Below are 17,634 nucleotides of genomic sequence, written 5' to 3'. Positions count from 1 at the left end.
CCTAGCGTGGGGTGGGGACGGTGGCGAGGAGCGCGTCGAGGACCGTGTCCACCGAGGTGCCCTCCAGCGTCGCCTCGTGGCGCAGCCTGATCCGGTGCCGCAGCGCTGGCCGGGTCACCGCCTTCACGTCGTCAGGGGTGACGAAGTCCCGACCGGCCAGCCACGCCCGCGCCTTCGCGGCGGCCAGCAGGGCGGTGGCGCCCCGCGGTGAACTGCCCAACTCGATCGACGGTGCGTTCCGGGTGGCCCGGCACACGTCGACCACGTAGCCGAGCACCTCGTCGGCGACGAAGACCGTACCGACCGCCGACCGGGCAGCCGCCAGGTCCGCCGCCCCGGCGACCGGGCGGACTCCGGCCCCGGCCAGGTCCCGCGGGTCGAATCCGTGATGGTGGGCGCGGAGCACGCCGATCTCCTCGTCCCGGTTGGGCAGCGGCACGGTGACCGTCAGCAGGAACCGGTCGAGTTGCGCCTCCGGCAGCGGGTAGGTGCCTTCGTACTCGATCGGGTTCTGGGTGGCGGCCACCAGAAAGGGCTCCGGCAACGGTCGGGCGCGGCCCTCCACCGTCACCTGCCGCTCCTCCATCACCTCCAGCAGCGCCGACTGGGTCTTCGGTGGCGTGCGGTTGATCTCGTCGGCGAGCAGGATGTTGGTGAAGACCGGCCCCTGCCGGAACTCGAACGCGGCGGTCCGCGCGTCGAAGATCAGCGACCCGGTGACATCTCCCGGCATCAGGTCAGCGGTGAACTGCACCCGCTTGGCGTCCAGCTGCAGGCTCGCCGCCATCGCCCGGATCAGCAGCGTCTTGGCGACCCCGGGGACGCCCTCAAGGAGCACATGACCACGGCACAGCAGGGCCAGCACCAGGCCGGTCACCACCGACTCCTGGCCCACCACCACCTTGCCGATCTCGGCCCGGACCCGGTTCAACGCGGCCCGCGCCTGCTGCGCCTCGCTCGCCTCCCCGCCGGCGGGCGGCGCCGCCGGCATCGGCGGCACCACCACCACGCTCCCCCGCGCCGGCCCCGCCGCCGGCTCGGCTGCGGATTCAGTCACGTCAGCTCCTCTCGAAATGGTTCGGACCGGACCGGTCGTCACCGGCGCGCGGCGCGACTGTGGCAACCAACTCGTCCACCGCCGCCACCGCGCTGGTCAACTCCTCGTCGCTGGCCGGCGCTGGACCGTACAGTCGGCGCTCGACCTCCGCACTGCTCATCCCACAGTGGGCGGACACCGCCGCGACCACCGCCGCGCGCTCCGGTGCCGAGGGTAGCCCCAGGCCGCGCGCCAACCGTTCGACCGCCGCCGCCTGCAGCGTGCGCAGCGCCGCGGCGCGACCCCGGCTGCGGTGATAGAGCCGGCCACGACCGACGACAGCCTCCACCGCCGGCACCGACACCGGTAGCGGCTCCCGGACCGGTGCGCCGAGCCGGCGGGCGCGGGCCACGGCTACCAGTACCGCCAGCAACAACGCCAACGTCAACCCCGCCAACACCCCGGCTGGGTAACCGTTGACCAGGCCGGCGAATGCGTTGCCACCGCTGCGATCCAGCTCGCCCCGGGACCGGGGTTCCGGCTCCGACTCGGGATCGGCGGGCGGCGGAGCCTCGGCCGGTTCGGCGGCGAGCGCGTCGAACCAGATCACCCGGTCCCGCCCGGTGAGCAGTTCCAGGGCGAGCCGCTGGTTGCCGGCCTCATCGATCCGGTCGTTGCGGAACGGGTCGCTGGCTCCGACCACAAACGCCTCCGAACCAGAGTCGCCCACCCGGACCAGGCCACCGCCGTAACAGATCCCCGCCGGGTCCGGGGCCGAATACCGACGGCGTTCGACCGCGGCCGGACCGGCCGCGACCGCCTCCGGCACCTCGCACTCCGGCGGCGCCGCGCGAGCTGCCCAGCGGGACGGTTGGTACCGCGCCGGTAGCCCGCTCCACCACAGCTCGGCGGGGCTGGGCGCCACCAGCACCACCCGGTCGCCCTCGGCCCGCCAATACTGGGTCCGGACCAGTTGGGCCGCCTCGATCGTCGGCTTCGGCACGAAGAGCACGGCCGCGCCGTCTCGCCGCAGCGCCGTGTCGGCTTCCCCCCGGTCCGTGACGAACTCGACCCGCACCCCCTCGGCGGCCAGCCGTTCGGCCAGCTGGCTGGAGCCGTCCGGCCCGGCGCCGGTTGGGGTCAACACCTGCGGATCCGCCAGCGAGGGGGTCTCGGCCGACCACGCCACCAGGGTCGCGACGACCAGCGACGCGAAGACCGCAGCCGGGATCGCCAACCGGTACCACCGGCGGCGGAACCGACCGGGGCCCCGGCGCTCTTTCGGGCCCACCGCCGGCCGGGCCGGCGTAGCTGGCGGTGCGCTCACACCGGCACCTCCCGCGCCGACAACGCCGCCGTCACCTCGGCAGCATAGTTACGCATCGCCGCATCCTCGGCCGGCCCGGCCGGGCGATGTCCATACCAGATCCGCGAGAAGGTCTCACTCGCCGCAGCCAGCGGTGCCGCGGCGGCCGGCACCGCCGCCCCGCCCGCGGCCGCCAACTCGGTGACCGTCCATCCGGCCTGGTACCCCAGCACTTGGCGCTCCACCAGCTCCCGGACGATCGCGCGCAGCCGTTCCCGCACCGCCTCCGCGTACCGGCCCTGTGCGGCCAACTGATCCGCGCTCACCGCCAGCTCGGCGGCGGGGGTCAGCGGTAGCTCGTCGGCCGGGGCCGGCTCGGCCGGCGGCGGCTCCGCGGTGCGGCGCCGACGCCGCCAGCGCAGCCGGAACCGCCCCCACCGCCACAGGCCCCGCCACCGCCAGCGGGGGCCGGACCGCTCGGTGCCCCGGCGCCGCCGCCACCGCCACCGCCGCCGATCGCCGCGCTGCCGCGCCGGCCGTCGCCAGCGCGGCAACCACTCCGGGTAGAAGAACCACAGCGTGGTACCGAGCACCGTCACCAGGGTCAGGATCACCCCCAGCACCGGCACCCCACCGGGCACCAGATCGCCGACGGTCGCCACGGACTCGTGCCACCAACGCATCAGGGCCCCGCTCCGGCGGTCGGCGCCAACACCGGCGTCGGATCGACCCGGCGGGCAACCGCCCGCCGCAACGCCAGATCGAGCCCTTCAGTGCGGACCCGCGCAGCGACGTACAGCGACGCGTCCAAGCTCCCCAGCATCGGATAGGCGAGGACGTTGATCAGTAGGAAGACCACGCCGGTGAGGATGTTGTCCATCGTGGTGTGCGGGGAGACGTAGAACAACCCGATCAGGCCGAGCAGGCCGAAGCCCCACGCCACCCTGATCACCCCCCAGGCGAGGTAGGCGAGCACCCGGATCAGCAGCACCCGCAGCACCCCACGGTGTGCCAACACCAGCGAGCGACCCAGCGCCGCGACCGGGCCGCGCCGCTCGACCATCACCACCAGCGGCGCCGACCCGGCGGCCCCGTAGACCCAGGCGCAGAGCCCCAGCGTCAACGGCGCCAGCAGGTAGAGGGTCGCCGGCCAGCCGAAGATTGTCGCGGCGGCGAGCCCCAGCAGCAGCGCCACCGAACCCGCCACCAGCAACAGCGCCAGCACCGGCCGGGCGCCGGTCGGCGGCGCTGGCGCGCCGCGGCCCAGCAGCGCCCGCGGGATACCCCGCCCCGCCGCCCCGGCCAGCAGCGCGATCACGAACGCCTCGGTGGCCAACCCGATCACCACCAGCAGCATCCAGCTGTGCCACCGATCGTCGGCCGGCAGATACCGCAGGTCCAGGTCGGCCAACCGGCGCAGCGGGAACAACACCAGCTGCTCCACCGTGGCCAGCAGCAGCCCGAACGGCAGCAGCCACCGCCACCGGGTACGCAGCACCGCCACCCCGGCGTCGAGCAGTTCGCCGAAGGTGCCGGGGCGCAGCGGCACCTCCCCCGGCTGGCTAGCCTGGCTCACGGGTCCTCCCGACAACGGTCGGCTCATCCTGGCACAGCCCCGCCAACCATCCCTGCTCCGGCCGTCGCCGGCCGGGCCGCGCCGGGTCGCGCCGGGCCGCAGCCGCCCGGCCGGCCTGCGGCTGCCCTAACCGACCCCGGCCGGCTGCTCCCGGTATGCGAGCACCGGGCCGCGTACCGTGACGCCCACCCGTTCGCCCGGGGCGAGCGCGTGGCCCGACCGGTCGAAGACCCGGGCCGCTACCTCGATCTCGCCCTCATCCAGCCGCAGCGACAGCAACGCGTCGTGGCCGAAGAAGTCCCGCCGGGTCACGGTCGCCGCCACCTGACCCGACCTGGCGTCGGCCAACACCGCGACCTGCTCCGGGCGGATCAACACCGTCGCCGCGCCGTCGCGCTGATCGAGACTGGTGGCGCCGGTCAACGCCAGCTCTCCCAACACCGTGCGGGCGACTCCCGCGGCGACCGTAGCCGGCAGCAACACCGCCTCCCCCACGAAGTCGGCGACCCAGGCGTCGGTGGGCCGGCCGTAGATCGCGGCCGGGGTGCCGCTCTGGACGATGACCCCGTCGCGCATCACCGCCACCTGGTCCGCCATCGAGAGCGCCTCCCCCTGGTCGTGCGTGACCAGCACGGCGGTCGCCCCGTCGGCCTGCAACGCCTGCCGCACATCCCGGCGCAGATCCGCCCGCAGGCCGGCGTCGAGGGCGCTGAACGGCTCATCCAGCAGCACCAGCGGCGGTCGGGGGGCGAGCGCGCGGGCCACCGCCACCCGCTGCTGCTGCCCACCGGAGAGTTCGTGCGGCATCCGGTCGGCGTAGCCGGCCAGCCCCACCAGCTCCAGCACCTCGTGGACCCGGCCGGCGCGGCGAGCCGCCCGACCCAGGCCGTACGCCACGTTGTCGCCGACCGACAGGTGCGGGAACAGCGCCCCCTCCTGCGGCACCACCGCCACCCGGCGGCGCTCCGGCGGTAGCTGCCGCCCCGCGCTGGCGACCAACCGGCCACCCACCTCGATCTCCCCGGCGTCGACGCGTTCGAAGCCAGCCACACACCGCAGCAGCGTGGTCTTGCCGCAGCCGGACGGGCCGAGCACCGCGCTCAGCTGACCGGAGGGCACCGCCAGTGCCACCCCGGAGAGCGCCCGCACCGCCCCGTATCGTTTGTGGACCGCATGCACGGCGAGATTCGCCACGCTAGCCACCTCCCTTGCCCATGATGCCGCTACGGCTGACCAGCAGCCAGGTCGGCACCGCCGCGATGACCACCAGCAGCGCCGCGTACGGCGCGGCGGCGGCGTACTGCACCACACCGGTGTGCGTCCACAGCCGGGTGGCGAGGGTGTCCATGCCGGTCGGCCGCAGCAGCAGCGTCGCCGGCAGCTCCTTCATGCAGGTCAGGAACGCCAACGCCAGACCCGCGCCGATCCCCGGCGCGGTCAACGGCAGCGTGATCGTCCGGAAGACGGTGACCGGCCGCCGCCCCAACGACCGCGCCACCTGCTCAAGCTGGGGCGGCGCCTGCGCCGCCGCGGCGGCCACCGCCCCGACCGCCAGCGGCAGAAACAGCACCGCGTATGCCAACGCCAGCAGCCACACCGACTGGTACAGCGGGTAGAGCACATAGATCCCGAACGAGACCAGGGACAGCCCGACGACGACGCCGGGCAACGCATGCGGCAGGTAGCTGAGCCGCTCGATGATGGTCGACAGCGTGCCCGGTGACCGCGCCGCCAACAGCCCGATCGGCAGCGCCAGCAGCATTGTCAGGCCGGCCCCGAGCGCCGAGACCCAGAGCGAGTTCACCGTCGCCGAGGTGATCTCCGCGAGCGAGCCGGGGCGCGACACCCCCTCGACGAACCACCGGGAAAGCGACACCGCGGGCACGCCCAGCGCGGCCCCGGCGACCAGCGCCAACCCGCCGGCGGCGGGCCACCGACCGGCCCGCAGCCGCAGCCGCGACGGTGGCCGCCGGGCACCGCCACCGACCCGCGCGAACCGTGCCCCGCGCGCCCGGGTCACGCTCTCACCGGCGAGCAACAACACGGTGAGCATGATCAGCACGGTTGAGAGCACCAGTGCCATCGTACGGTTGAAGCCCATGTTCAGCGCGGTGAAGATCTCTCGGGTGAAGGTGTCGGTGCGGACGATCGAGACCGCGCCGAAGTCGCTGAGTGTGTAGAGCGCCACTAGCAGCCCGCCCGCGGCGATGGCCGGCTGCACCTGCCGGACGGTCACTCCGGCGAAGGTCCGCCACGGGCCGCGCCCCAGCGACCGGGAGACCTCCTCCGCGGCCGGGTCGGCGCCGACCAGCGCCGCCGCCACCGGCAGGTAGACGTACGGGTACGAGCACAGGATCAGGACCAGGGCGGCGGGCCAGAACCCCTCGAAGACATGGCGGGGATCGACCAGGTGGACCGCGGAGATCCAGGCGAACGCAGCCACATAGGACGGGATCGCCAGCGGCAACGCGGCGAGCACCCCGAAGAATCGGCGCCCCGGCACGTCGGTTCTGGTCACCAGGAAGGCCGAACCGACCCCGAGCACCACGCACCCGATCGTGACCACCGCGGCCAACCCCAGGCTCCGGCCGGCGGCGCTCGCCACCCGCTCGGTCAGCAGCGCGTCGAAGACCTGCGCCCACCCCGCCTCCACCGTGTGGATAACCAGGTAGACCACTGGTGTCAGGGCGACGGCCACGGCGAGCAGTGCGGCCAGCAGCAGCACCGGCCGCGGCGCCCATCGGTGCCACCGCGCCCGCAACGCCGCCAGGGCGGACGCGCCACGAGGCGCCCGCCCTGATGGGTGTGCCGATGCCGCCGGCGGATCGTTCGCCGACGGCGGCGGCAGGGTTCGGGTGCTCAGGCGAGCCCCGACTCGGTGATCATGACCACCGTCTCTTCCAGACTGTCGAGGTCATTCAGGTTGATCTCCGGCGCTTCCAGCCCGGCCAGCTCCGGCAGTTCGGCCGGTGCGTCGACCTCCGCCACCATCGGGTACTCGGAGGTCTGTTCGGTGAAGAACGCCTGCCCCTCGGTGGAGAGCAGATAGTCGACGAAGGTCCGCACGTCGGCATCCTCGATGGCGCCAGCGAGCACCCCGATACCGGAGATGTTCATCAGCGCCCCGGTGTCGCCGGCCGGGAAGTAGTAGTTCTGCGCGGGCATCTCCTCGAACGGGACACCCTCTTCCTTGGCCAGCTCATGCAGGTAGTAGTGGTTTACCAGGCCGACTTCGATCCGCCCCGCGTTGACATCGTCCAGGATCTGGCCGTTCCGCTCGCGGATCTGCGGGTCGTTGTCGGCGATGCCGGCCAGCCAGTCGGCGGTGGCGTCGTCCCCGTGCTGCACCCGCATGGCGGTGACGAAGGCCTGGAACGAACCGTTGGTCGGCGCGACACCCACCCGGCCCTCCCACTGCGGCTCGGTCAGCTCGAAGACCGAATCTGGCAGCTCGGACTCGTCCACCAGCTCCTGGTTGTAGACGAGCACCCGGGACCGGCCAGTGACCCCGACCCAGTCGCCGCCCGCGCCCTGGTACGCCTCGGGCACCACCTCGAGCACCTCGTCCGGGAGCGGGTCGAACATGCCAGCTTTGGACACCGCGCCGAGCGCCCCAGCATCCTGCGCCAGGAAGACCTGGGCCGGGCTCCGGTCACCCTCATCCAGCAGCTGGGCCGCCATCTGGGCGGTGTCGCCGTACCGGACGTCGACCGTGATCCCGGTCTCGGATTGGAACTGCTCGATCAATGGCTCGATCAGATTCTCATTGCGACCGCTGTAGAGAGTGAAGCTCCCGGTCGAACCGTCCTCCGCCGGGCCGCTGTCGTCATCGTCGTCACCAGCACACGCCGCCGCACCCAGTAGCAGGGCGCCGGCCACCGCCAGAGTCGTGACCGCTCGCAGGCGCGAACCACCCATGAGTAGAATCTCCATCCTGTAGGGCAGGTTAGGACCCCCTAACCTAATGAGGTGAGGCTAACCTAATCCCTAGCGGCGGCGCAACCGGCCCCCGAACTACTCCGAGATCGGCTCAGGTCGCCCGGGCGGCGTACCGGCCATCGACCGAACTGACCCGCAACGAAGTCCCGAAGGTCCGGGAGAGCAGCTCGTCGGTGAGCGTGTCGGCGAGTAGTCCCTGTGCGACAGTGGCGCCGTCCCGCAGCAGCAGGGCGTGGGTGAAGCCCGGCGGGATCTCCTCCACATGATGGGTGACCAGCACCAGCGCCGGCGCGTCCGGATCGGCGGCCAGCGCGGCGAGCCGGGCGACCAACTCCTCCCGGGCCCCCAGATCGAGCCCTGCCGCCGGCTCGTCCAACAACAGCAGTTCCGGATCCGGCATCAGCGCCCGCGCGATCTGCACCCGCTTACGCTCACCCTCCGAGAGGGTGCCGAACCAGCGATCCGCCAACCCTCCGACCCCCAGCTGCGCCAGCAACAACTCGGCGCGCGACCGGTCGACCGGGTCGTAGTCTTCCCGGAACCGGCCGACCACCGACCAGGCCGCCGTCATCACCACATCCAGCACCCGCTCGTCGCCGGGGATCTGATCCGCCAGCGCCGCCGTAGCCAGCCCCACCCGCGCCCGCAACTCGTGCACGTCGGTCCGGCCCAGCCGCTCCCCCAGCACCGCGACCGAGCCGGTGGTCGGATGCAGCCGACCGGCGGCGAGGCTCAGCAATGTGGTCTTACCAGCCCCATTCGGACCGAGCACCACCCACCGCTCGTCCAGCTCCACCCGCCAGGTGAGCTCCCGGAGCAGCGACGACCCGGACCGGGTCAGACCCACATCCTCGACAGCGATTACCTGATCTGCGGAGAGCTGGTCGGCGAGCACCGTTCCATCCAACCATGGCGCCGGCCGGTCACCCCGGCCGCCGGTCACGACGTGGCGCCGAACACCTCGTCCCGCGCCGCCGCCAGCGCTGTGTGCAGCGCACCGGTGAGTACCGGCTCCGCCCCCACCTCGGTCGGCACCACCCGCGGTGACACGACGGTGATCGCGGCCACCTCGTGCTGCACCCGCTCGGCGAGCGCCATCCCACCGGCCCGACCGACCTCCCCAGCGATCACCACCAGCGGTGGGTCGATCACCACACTGATGCAGGCCACCCCGAGCGCCAGCCGGCGAGCCAACTCGTCCAGCACCGCACTGCCGGCGGTGCCGGCCGCCACCGCGGCCCGCACCCCATCGGCGCCGGCCCCCGCAAAACCGTGCGACCGCGCCACCTCCCGTACCGCCGCTAGGCCCGCAAGCTGGTGAAACCCGCCGTCCAGACCGGCCGGTGGGGTGCCGGCGTCGGGGGCGGAGTGCGGCGGCGACCACCGCCGGCCGGGGTCACGGACCACCGGAGCGCCCGGCACCGGCATGAAACCGATCTCACCGGCGGCCCCAGTGGCGCCCCGGTGCAGCCGGCCGTCGAGCATCACCGCCAGGCCGATCCCGACATCCACCCAGATCAGGATGAAGTCCCGGGCCTCCCGCGCCGCGCCCAGCCGCGCCTCGGCCACCGCCGCCAGGTTGACGTCGTTCTCGAACGCGACCGGTGCGCGGAGATCCTCCCGCAGGGCGGAGAGTAGGCCACGGTGCCACCGCGGCAGGTTGTAGACGTACGCGATGTCTCCGGATGCCGGGTCCACCAGGCCCGGCGTGCCGATCACCACCCGGCGCACCCCCGACAGCTGCGCCTGCCCCTGCTCCAGCGCCCGAACCACCGCCCGGTGGACCACTCCGACGGCCTGGTCATCCCCGCGGATCGACTCCTCGACCCGGCCCACGACGGCCCCGGTGATGTCGGCGCAGGCCGCGGTCACCTTGTCCGACTCCGAGCTGACCTCCACCCCCACGACGTACGCGGCGGTGGGGTCCACGGCGTAGAGGGCGGCGTTCGGGCCCCGGCTACCGGCCACCTCCCCGACCCGTACCACCAGCCCTCGTTCCTCCAACCGTTCGACCAATTGGGAAGCGGTTACCTTGGAGAGGCCGGTCAACTCACCGAGCTTGGTACGGGTCAGTGGGCCGTGGGTCATCAACAGCTCCAGGGCCGCCCGATCGTTGAGTGCCCGTAACAATCGGGGGGTGCCGGGCTGACGGGTGCCGCGCATCATCACCTACCGCAGGTTTATTAATAAAGTTTACTGTACAATGCTAGCCACTTAACGACTACGATTCAGCGTACGACCCACACACCACAGGGAGGCCCCGTGGCGACCGACCCCGGACTACGCCGACTCGCACTACGCACGCTGCTGGCGGCCTTCCCCGGCACCACCGCCCCAGACTGGGCCCGCCGCCTGCTCGAAGACGGGCTCACCGGCTACACCTTCTTTGGTTACAACGTCGCCGACGCCGACCAGCTCAGCCAGCTCACCGCCCAGCTCCGCGACGCCCGCAACGACGTGCTGATCGCGATCGACGAAGAGGGCGGTGACGTCACCAGGCTCGCCCACCGTACGGGCAGCCCCTACCCGGGCAACGCCGCGCTCGGCGTCGTCGCCGACCCGGCCGTCACCCAGCAGGTCTACCAGGCGATCGGCAACGACCTGGCCAGCGTCGGCGTCAACCTGGACCTCGCCCCCACCGTCGACGTCAACACCGCCGACGACAATCCGATCATCGGTACCCGATCGTTCGGCGCCGACCCCGGCGAGGTCGCCCGCCACACCGCCGCCGCGGTCGCCGGGCTCCAGCGCACCGGCGTCGCCGCCTGCGCCAAGCACTTCCCCGGCCACGGCGCCACCGTGACCGACTCGCACCTGACCCTCCCCCGGGTCGACGCGACCCCGGCCGAACTGCGCCGCCGCGACCTGCCCCCGTTCGCCGCCGCGATCGAGGCCGGCGCTAAGTCGATCATGACCGCGCACATCGTGGTCCCCGCGCTGACCGGCCAGGACCCCGCCACCTTCAGCTCGGCGGCGCTGGTCACGCTGCTCCGCGAGGAGTACGGCTTCACCGGCGCGATCATCACCGACGCGCTGGAGATGGCGGGCGCCGCCGAGACCGCCGGCTCGGTCCCGGCCGCCGCGATCCGCTCCTTGGCCGCCGGCGCAGATCTGCTCTGCATCGGCGCACAGGTCGACGCGGCCCTGGTCGACCAGGTGGCCGACCGGATCGCCGCCGCGATCACCAGCGGCGAGTTGCGCCGGGACCGGGTCGAGCAGGCCGCCGCCCGCGCCGCCTCCCTGGCGGAGTGGGCCAGCGTGCCGAACCCGGCCGACCCGCTCCCCGCCGACCTCGGCTACCGGGCGGCCCAGCGGGCGGTGCAGGTCTCGGGCGAGCTGGCCACCACGGCCGCACCGGTGGTGGTGCAGTTCGACGCCGCCGCCACGATCGCCGAGGGTCGGGTGCCGTGGGGCCCGGATGGCCACCTTCCCGGCGTGGTGCGGCTCGACCCGGCCCACGCCACCGTGGACCACCTGCGCAAGCTCGCCGGTGACCGGCCACTCGCGCTGGTCGGCCGGCATCTGCACCGCGACCCGGCGACCCGTGCCCTGATCGAGGAAGTAGCCCAGCAGCACCCCACTGTGGTCGCCGAGATGGGCTGGCCCTCGACCTGGCGGCCCGCGGACGCCCACGCCTTCATCACCACGCACGGTGCCAGCTACGCCAACAGCGCCGCCCTAGCCTCAGTGCTCCACCCCAGTGCATGACCACTATGGATGACGGAGCCGGGTGAGCCGGGAACGCAGCGCCTGACCTGCCGCGGGTGGCGAATATCGGCTAGCCTATGCCGATGAGCGTGACCGACTGGTTGCTCGACGGCGACCCCGCCATCAGGTGGCAGGTGGGGCGCGACCTCACGGCCGCCTCCCCCGACGTCATCGAGGACGAGCGGGCCCGAGTCGAGCACGAAGGGTGGGGGGCACGCCTACTGGCTTGTCGGGGTCCCGACGGGCTCTGGGACGGCGGTGCCTGTTTCCCTGCCGCCTACACCGGCGGTGAGCCTGGGCAACCCTGGACGCCCACTATGCATACGCTGCAGACGCTGCAACTGCTCGGGCTCGACCCGGCCTCGGCCTCCGCCCGCCGGACGATCGCGCTGGTCGCTGAGAACGGGCGTTGGGAGCACGCCGGGCAGCGCTACTTCGATGGCGAGGTCGAGCCGTGCATCAACGGCCGCACGATCGAGACCGGGGCATACTTCGGAGCGGACGTCGCGCCGATCGTCGATCGCATCCTCGGCGAGCAACTGGACGACGGCGGCTGGAACTGCGAGGCCGAGAACGGCTCCACCCGTTCATCTTTCGACACCACGATCAATGTGCTGGAAGGGCTCCACGAGTTCGAGCGCACAGCCGGCGGGTCCCCCGCGCTGCACCGGGCCCGGCAGGGCGGCGAGGAGTACCTACTCGAGCGGGCGCTGCTCCGCCGCAGGAGCACCGGCGAGATCGTCGACCCGGCGTATCTCGAGTTCGCCTTCCCCTACTACTGGCACTACGACGCGCTGCGCGCGCTCGACTACTTTCGTCGCCGTGGCGCCGCCCCGGAGTCCCGGATGGCAGAAGCCGTCACGGTGGTGCGGTCGAAGCAGCAGCCCGATGGTCGATGGCTACTCGACCGTATCCACCCGGGTCGTGTCCACTTCGACCTCGAGGCCGGCGTGGGGACGCCGAGCCGCTGGAACACGCTCCGCGCTCTCCGGGTGCTCCGCTGGTGGGACGCCGCGGCCTAGCCCTCGGGCTAGGCCGCGGTGGTCCGGACCAGGGTGCGGATCTGGCGCAGTAGCACCGACAGCGCCGCCAGGTCGGCGGCGGCGTCGCCGAACTCGCCGATGGCGTTGCGGGCCCGGGCGATCGACGCCGCGTTCAACTGCTCCCACTGGAACACCCGGCTCGCCGGCTCCGCCGTCGGCGCGGTGGCGGCGAGCACCTCCCAGGTGAGCGCCGCCAACGCCGCGTAGAGGTCGTACCGCAACGCCATCCGGGCGAGGGTCTGCCAGCGGTCCTCCCGCGGCAGCGACGAGATCTTCGACAGGATCGAGTCGACCCGGAACCGCTCCGACAGGACGAAGTAGACCTCAGCGGTCTCGTCCAGCGACTCCGGCTCCGACGTGTCGGCGCCGCGTTTGGTGACCTCGACGATGTCGAGCAGGCCGAAGCTGTAGCTGAGCCGGCCGGTCCAGTCCGCCAACTCCGCCGGCAGGCCCGCCGCCACATACTGGGTGACGCTGTCGCGCAGCGCGTCGCGCTCCACCCCGCGGAACAACCCACCTAGCTGCGGCAGCAGCCGGGCGACCCCGGGCTGGAGAGCCGCGATCTCCCCGGCGACATCCAACGGTGAGCGCCGGTTCTGCAGCAGCCACCGGACCGCCCGGTCGAGCAACCGTCGAGTGGCCAGGTAGACCGCGGTCTGGGCGGCGATCGGCACCTGGTTGTCGAGCGCCTCCACCGCCCGCCACAACTCCGGCAGCCCGTACACCTCGCGTACCACGATGTACGCCCGCAGCACGTCCGCGGCCGACGCGCCGGTCTCTTCGACCGCCCGGTAGACGAACGACGTGCCGCCGCGGTTTACCACCTCGTTGACCAACACCAGCGAGCTGATCTCGCGACGGAGCCGGTGGCCGCGCATCTGCGAGCCGAAGCGCTCCGCCAGCGGCGTCGGGAAGTAGCCGGCCAGCAGGTCGTAGGTCCACGCCTCGTCGGGAAGCTCCGAGTCGGCGACTTCGGCCTTGAGGAGATTCTTGACGTACGCCATCAGCACCGACAGCTCCGGAGTGGAGAGTCCGCCCTTGCCGGCGGCGAGCCGGGCGGTGATCTCGGCGTCGGTGGGCATCGCGGCCAGGCTCCGGTCGAGCGCCCCGGACTCTTCGAGGTCGGACAGCATCCGCCGGTGCACCGGCAGCAGCGGCACGGCCTGTGCCCGGGCCCGCCCCAACGCCCACGCCTGGTCGTAGTTGTCGCGTAGCACCAGGGCGGCGACCTCGTCGGTCATCTCGGCGAGCAGCTCGTCCCGGGCTGGCTGCGGCAGATCCGCCGCCGCCAGCAGGATCTTGATGTTGACCTCCCGGTCCGAGCAGTTTACGCCACCGGCGTTGTCGATGAAGTCGGTGTAGATCCGGCCACCGGTGCCGCCGACGCCCGCCAGCGCGTACTCGACCCGGCCGGCCTGGGTGAGGCCGAGGTTGCCGCCTTCTCCGATCACCCGGCAGCGTAGTTGGGCCCCGTTGACCCGGACCGGGTCGTTGGTTTTGTCCCCCACCTCGCCGTGTGACTCGGAGCTGGCCTTGACGTAGGTGCCGATGCCGCCGTTCCAGAGCAGGTCGACCGGGGCGAGCAGGATCGCCCGGACCAGCTCGGCCGGGGTCATCGCGGTGGGTGGGTCGATCAGCCCGAGCGCCGCGCTGACCTGCGGGGTCACCGGGATCGACTTGGCGTGCCGGGAGTAGACCCCGCCGCCGGTGGAGATCAGCGAGCGGTCGTAGTCGTCCCAACTGGACGCCGGGAGTCGGAAGAGTCGTTCCCGCTCCGGGTAGGAGGTCGCCGGGTCGGGCTCCGGGTCCAGGAAGATGTGCCGGTGGTCGAAGGCGGCGACCAACCGCAGGTGGCGGGAGAGCAGCATGCCGTTGCCGAAGACGTCACCGGACATGTCGCCGACCCCCACGGCGGTGACCGGTTGCTGTTGGATGTCCAGGTCGAGCTCCCGGAAGTGGCGCTTGACCGACTCCCAGGCGCCGCGGGCGGTGATCCCCATCTTCTTGTGGTCGTAGCCGGCGGAGCCGCCGGAGGCGAAGGCGTCGCCGAGCCAGAAGTCGTAGCCGCGGGAGATTTCGTTGGCGAGGTCCGAGAAGGTCGCGGTGCCCTTGTCGGCGGCGACCACCAGGTACGGGTCGTCGCCGTCGTGGCGGACCACCGCGGGCGGCGGCACCGCCTGCCCGCCGACCAGGTTGTCGGTGACGTCGAGCAGGCCGGAGATGAACTGCCGGTAGCAGGCGACCGCCTCCGCCCGGCGGGCCTCGCCGTCGGCCGGCGGCTGCTTGAGCACGAAACCACCTTTGGCGCCGGCGGGCACGATCACCGCGTTCTTGACCTCCTGGGCCTTGACCAGCCCGAGGATCTCGGTGCGGAAGTCGTCGCGCCGGTCGGACCAGCGCAGCCCGCCCCGGGCCACCAGCCCGAACCGCAGGTGTACGCCTTCGAACCGAGGCGAGTAGACGAAGATCTCGAACCGTGGCCGGGGCTGCGGCAGCTCCGGCAGGGCCCGGGGGTCCAGCTTCAGCGCTACATAGGACTTGGGCCGGCCGTGCTGCCCCCGCTGGAAGAAGGAGGTACGGACGGTGGCCTGGATGAGCCCGAGATAGGACCGGATGATCCGGTCCTGGTCGAGGCTGTGCACCTCGTCGAGGGAGCTCTCCAGCTCGGCGGTCAGTTCCCGCACCCGCTGCGGTCGGGGCTGCTCGGCCTCGTCGTACCAGGGGTCGAAGCGAGCCTCGAAGATCGCCACGAGGAGCGCGGCGACCTTCGGGTACGCGCAGAGGGTCGTCTGCAGATACTCCTGGGAGAAGACGGTGCCCGCCTGCCGGAGATACTTCGCGTACGCCCGCAGCACCACTACCTGTCGCCAGCTCAGCCCGGCCCGTAGCACCAGCGCGTTGAAATCGTCCACTTCGGCCTCGCCGCGCCAGGCGGTGGAGAACGCGTTCTCGACCTGGCCCCGCACGTCCGCCGGGCGGCGGGCGTCCGGGGGCAGCTGCAGCCCAAAGTCGTACAGGTAGGCGATGCCGTCGTCGCGGGTGATCTCGTACGGGTGCTCGTCGGTCACCCGTACTCCGAGCGAGTGCAGCACCGGCAGCACCGCCGAGAGGCTCATCGGTTCGCCGAACCGGTAGATCTTGAATCGGACGCTGTCGTCGCCGCGCCGCTGGAACAGGTGCATCTCCAGCTGCCCGGAGTCCTCCAGCAGCTCCAGCTTGGCGAGGTCCTTGACCGCCTCATGGGGGGTATGATGATCCTTATAGGACTCAGGGAACGCATCCCGGTAGCGAGTGAACAGCCACTTGGTCTGTTCGTCGCCGAGTTTCCGGCCGAGCACCAACGCCAGGTCGTCATACCAGAGCCGGGTGGCCTCAGCCAACCGTTCGGCGAGCGCGTCCGGGTCGACGTGCGCTGGCGGCTTCGCCGGATCGGTCCGGACGATGAAGTGGACCCTCGCCAGCAGCGACTCGGTGACCCGGGTGGTGTAGTCCACCCCCACCCCGTGCAGCTGCGCCAGCAGGATCTCCTGCATCTTCAGCCGATTGCTGGTAGTGAACCGGTCCCGAGGCAGGTAGATCAGGCAAGAGATGAACCGGCCATAGTGGTCCTTCCGGAGAAAGACCCGCAGCTGTCGCCGACCGGCCATCCGCAGCACCCCGATGACCGCCCGGTAGAGGTCGTCGGTCGAGATCGAGAAGAGCTCGTCACGGGGGTAGCTCTCCAGAATCTCCAACAGGTCCTTGCCGGAGTGGCTGCGCGGCGAAAGACCGGAGCGCTCCAACACCTCGGCGACCTTCCGCCGGACCACCGGCAGATCCTGCACACTGCTGCGGTACGCGGACGAGGTGAACAGCCCGATGAATCGACGCTCCCCCACCACAACCCCGTCGGCGTCGAACATTTTTAGTCCGATGTAGTCGAGGTACGCGTTGCGGTGGACGGTGGCGCGGGAGTTCGCCTTGGTGATGATGAGCAGGCGCCGTTCGAAGACCTTCGCGTACGCCTCCGGGCTCATCGATGAGAGCACCCGCGGCCGGGTCTGGTCGTTGCGGAGTATCCCCAGCCCGGTGCCGCCGGTGGCGACCAGCATGGTGACCGGCTCACCGGTCGACTCGGTCGGGTCCGGCTCCTCGACGAGCTCATACTCCCGGTAGCCGAGGAAGGTGAAGTGGTCGGCGGCGAGCCAGCGGAGCAGCGCGATCGAGTCGCTGATGTCTTTCTCTGGCACCGGCGGACGGGGCACACTCGCCAGCTCATCCGCGATCGCGAGCGCGGCGGCGCGCATCTTTGGCCAGTCCTCCACCGACTCTCGTACGTCGGTGAGCACCTGATGCAGCTCGGACTCGAGCGCGGCGAGCTCCGCCGAATCCCGGACCGGGTCGATCTCCAGGTGGATCCAGCTCTCGACCAGGTCGCCGGCGATCGCGTCGTCCGGCTCGACCTCCGCCGCCGCCTCCTGCAACGCGCCGAGCGGAGTCCGGCGAACCACCACCAGCGGATGCACTAGCAGATGCACGTCCAGGTTGCGGGCGGTGATCGCGCCGGTCACTGAGTCGACCAGGAACGGCATGTCGTCCACGACGATGTCGATCACGGTCCGCGAGTCCTCGCCGGGTGCGCTGACCCGCAGCTTCAGCTGCCCCGCTAGCCGCTGCCGGGCCAGCTCCAGGTGGGCCACGGCCGCGTCGAGCAGCTCTTGCGGCTCCCGGTCCACTAGCTCTTCGTCAGGGGCGAATCGCCAATATCGGGCGATGAGTCGGGCGGTCTCAAGATCGTCGCCAGCGGCGGCGATCGCCGCGCTGATCAGTTGTTCCGCGCTCGACACGGCGGGCACGAGACCGTCGCCGAACTCGTCGTCGAAACCGGCCCCGCCGGAGACGTCGGTGTCCTCGTAATAGGTGTGGACCGAGCTACCCGCGTGGAAATCTTCGGTGCCCAGCTCGCTGGGCACCCCACGACTGGACTCGGTGGCCGCACGCTGGACCATCAGCCCTACTCTCCTTAGCGCCCACGCCGTTGTGGGCT

General features: G+C 71.7%; 12 protein-coding genes. 2 read left to right on the top strand and 10 right to left on the bottom strand.

From position 1 onward, the window contains the following. Position 1: 1 nt before the first annotated feature. The 9 genes from JQS43_RS06435 to JQS43_RS06395 form a co-directional block, all read right to left on the bottom strand. Positions 2-991 carry an AAA family ATPase gene (locus JQS43_RS06435; RefSeq protein ID WP_239679333.1) on the bottom strand — a complete coding sequence of 330 codons (990 nt, stop codon included), beginning with the start codon at positions 989-991 and terminating at the stop codon, positions 2-4. Between the two features lie 67 nt (positions 992-1,058). Further along, complete coding sequence (locus tag JQS43_RS06430) at positions 1,059-2,363, bottom strand: DUF4350 domain-containing protein (RefSeq protein ID WP_239678150.1); 1,305 nt, start codon at positions 2,361-2,363, stop codon at positions 1,059-1,061. Continuing rightward, entirely contained in the window at positions 2,360-3,025 is a 666-nt protein-coding gene (locus tag JQS43_RS06425; RefSeq protein WP_239678149.1) for a DUF4129 domain-containing protein, read from the bottom strand. Before JQS43_RS06425 ends, JQS43_RS06430 begins: the two co-directional genes overlap by 4 nt. Beyond that, the gene (locus JQS43_RS06420) at positions 3,025-3,918 is read right to left on the bottom strand and encodes a hypothetical protein (RefSeq protein ID WP_239678148.1); all 894 of its coding nucleotides are present in this window, start codon (positions 3,916-3,918) and stop codon (positions 3,025-3,027) included. Before JQS43_RS06420 ends, JQS43_RS06425 begins: the two co-directional genes overlap by 1 nt. A gap of 126 nt (positions 3,919-4,044) precedes the next feature. After that, positions 4,045-5,112, bottom strand: coding sequence for an ABC transporter ATP-binding protein (locus JQS43_RS06415; RefSeq protein WP_239678147.1), 1,068 nt, complete (start codon positions 5,110-5,112; stop codon positions 4,045-4,047). A 1-nt stretch (position 5,113) separates the two neighbouring features. After that, entirely contained in the window at positions 5,114-6,643 is a 1,530-nt protein-coding gene (locus JQS43_RS06410) for an ABC transporter permease (RefSeq protein ID WP_239679332.1), read from the bottom strand. A 134-nt stretch (positions 6,644-6,777) separates the two neighbouring features. Continuing rightward, entirely contained in the window at positions 6,778-7,836 is a 1,059-nt protein-coding gene (locus JQS43_RS06405; RefSeq protein WP_239678146.1) for an iron ABC transporter substrate-binding protein, read from the bottom strand. A gap of 112 nt (positions 7,837-7,948) precedes the next feature. Further along, the gene (locus tag JQS43_RS06400; protein WP_476739037.1) at positions 7,949-8,704 is read right to left on the bottom strand and encodes an ABC transporter ATP-binding protein; all 756 of its coding nucleotides are present in this window, start codon (positions 8,702-8,704) and stop codon (positions 7,949-7,951) included. Between the two features lie 92 nt (positions 8,705-8,796). Next, the gene (locus JQS43_RS06395) at positions 8,797-10,020 is read right to left on the bottom strand and encodes an ROK family transcriptional regulator (RefSeq protein ID WP_239678145.1); all 1,224 of its coding nucleotides are present in this window, start codon (positions 10,018-10,020) and stop codon (positions 8,797-8,799) included. Positions 10,021-10,119: 99 nt separating this feature from the next. Here JQS43_RS06395 and JQS43_RS06390 point away from each other — a divergent pair, with 99 nt between their 5' ends. Beyond that, entirely contained in the window at positions 10,120-11,565 is a 1,446-nt protein-coding gene (locus tag JQS43_RS06390) for a glycoside hydrolase family 3 protein (protein ID WP_239678144.1), read from the top strand. Positions 11,566-11,648: 83 nt separating this feature from the next. Continuing rightward, the gene (locus JQS43_RS06385; RefSeq protein ID WP_239678143.1) at positions 11,649-12,587 is read left to right on the top strand and encodes a hypothetical protein; all 939 of its coding nucleotides are present in this window, start codon (positions 11,649-11,651) and stop codon (positions 12,585-12,587) included. A gap of 8 nt (positions 12,588-12,595) precedes the next feature. Here JQS43_RS06385 and JQS43_RS06380 read toward each other — a convergent pair whose 3' ends face one another. Beyond that, the gene (locus tag JQS43_RS06380) at positions 12,596-17,596 is read right to left on the bottom strand and encodes an NAD-glutamate dehydrogenase (RefSeq protein ID WP_239678142.1); all 5,001 of its coding nucleotides are present in this window, start codon (positions 17,594-17,596) and stop codon (positions 12,596-12,598) included. Positions 17,597-17,634: the final 38 nt, after the last annotated feature.

It is taken from the genome of Natronosporangium hydrolyticum, from assembly GCF_016925615.1.
Lineage (GTDB): Bacteria > Actinomycetota > Actinomycetes > Mycobacteriales > Micromonosporaceae > Natronosporangium > Natronosporangium hydrolyticum.
Note: the sequence above shows the minus strand (reverse complement) of the source record. Positions and strands in the feature narration are given on the sequence as shown.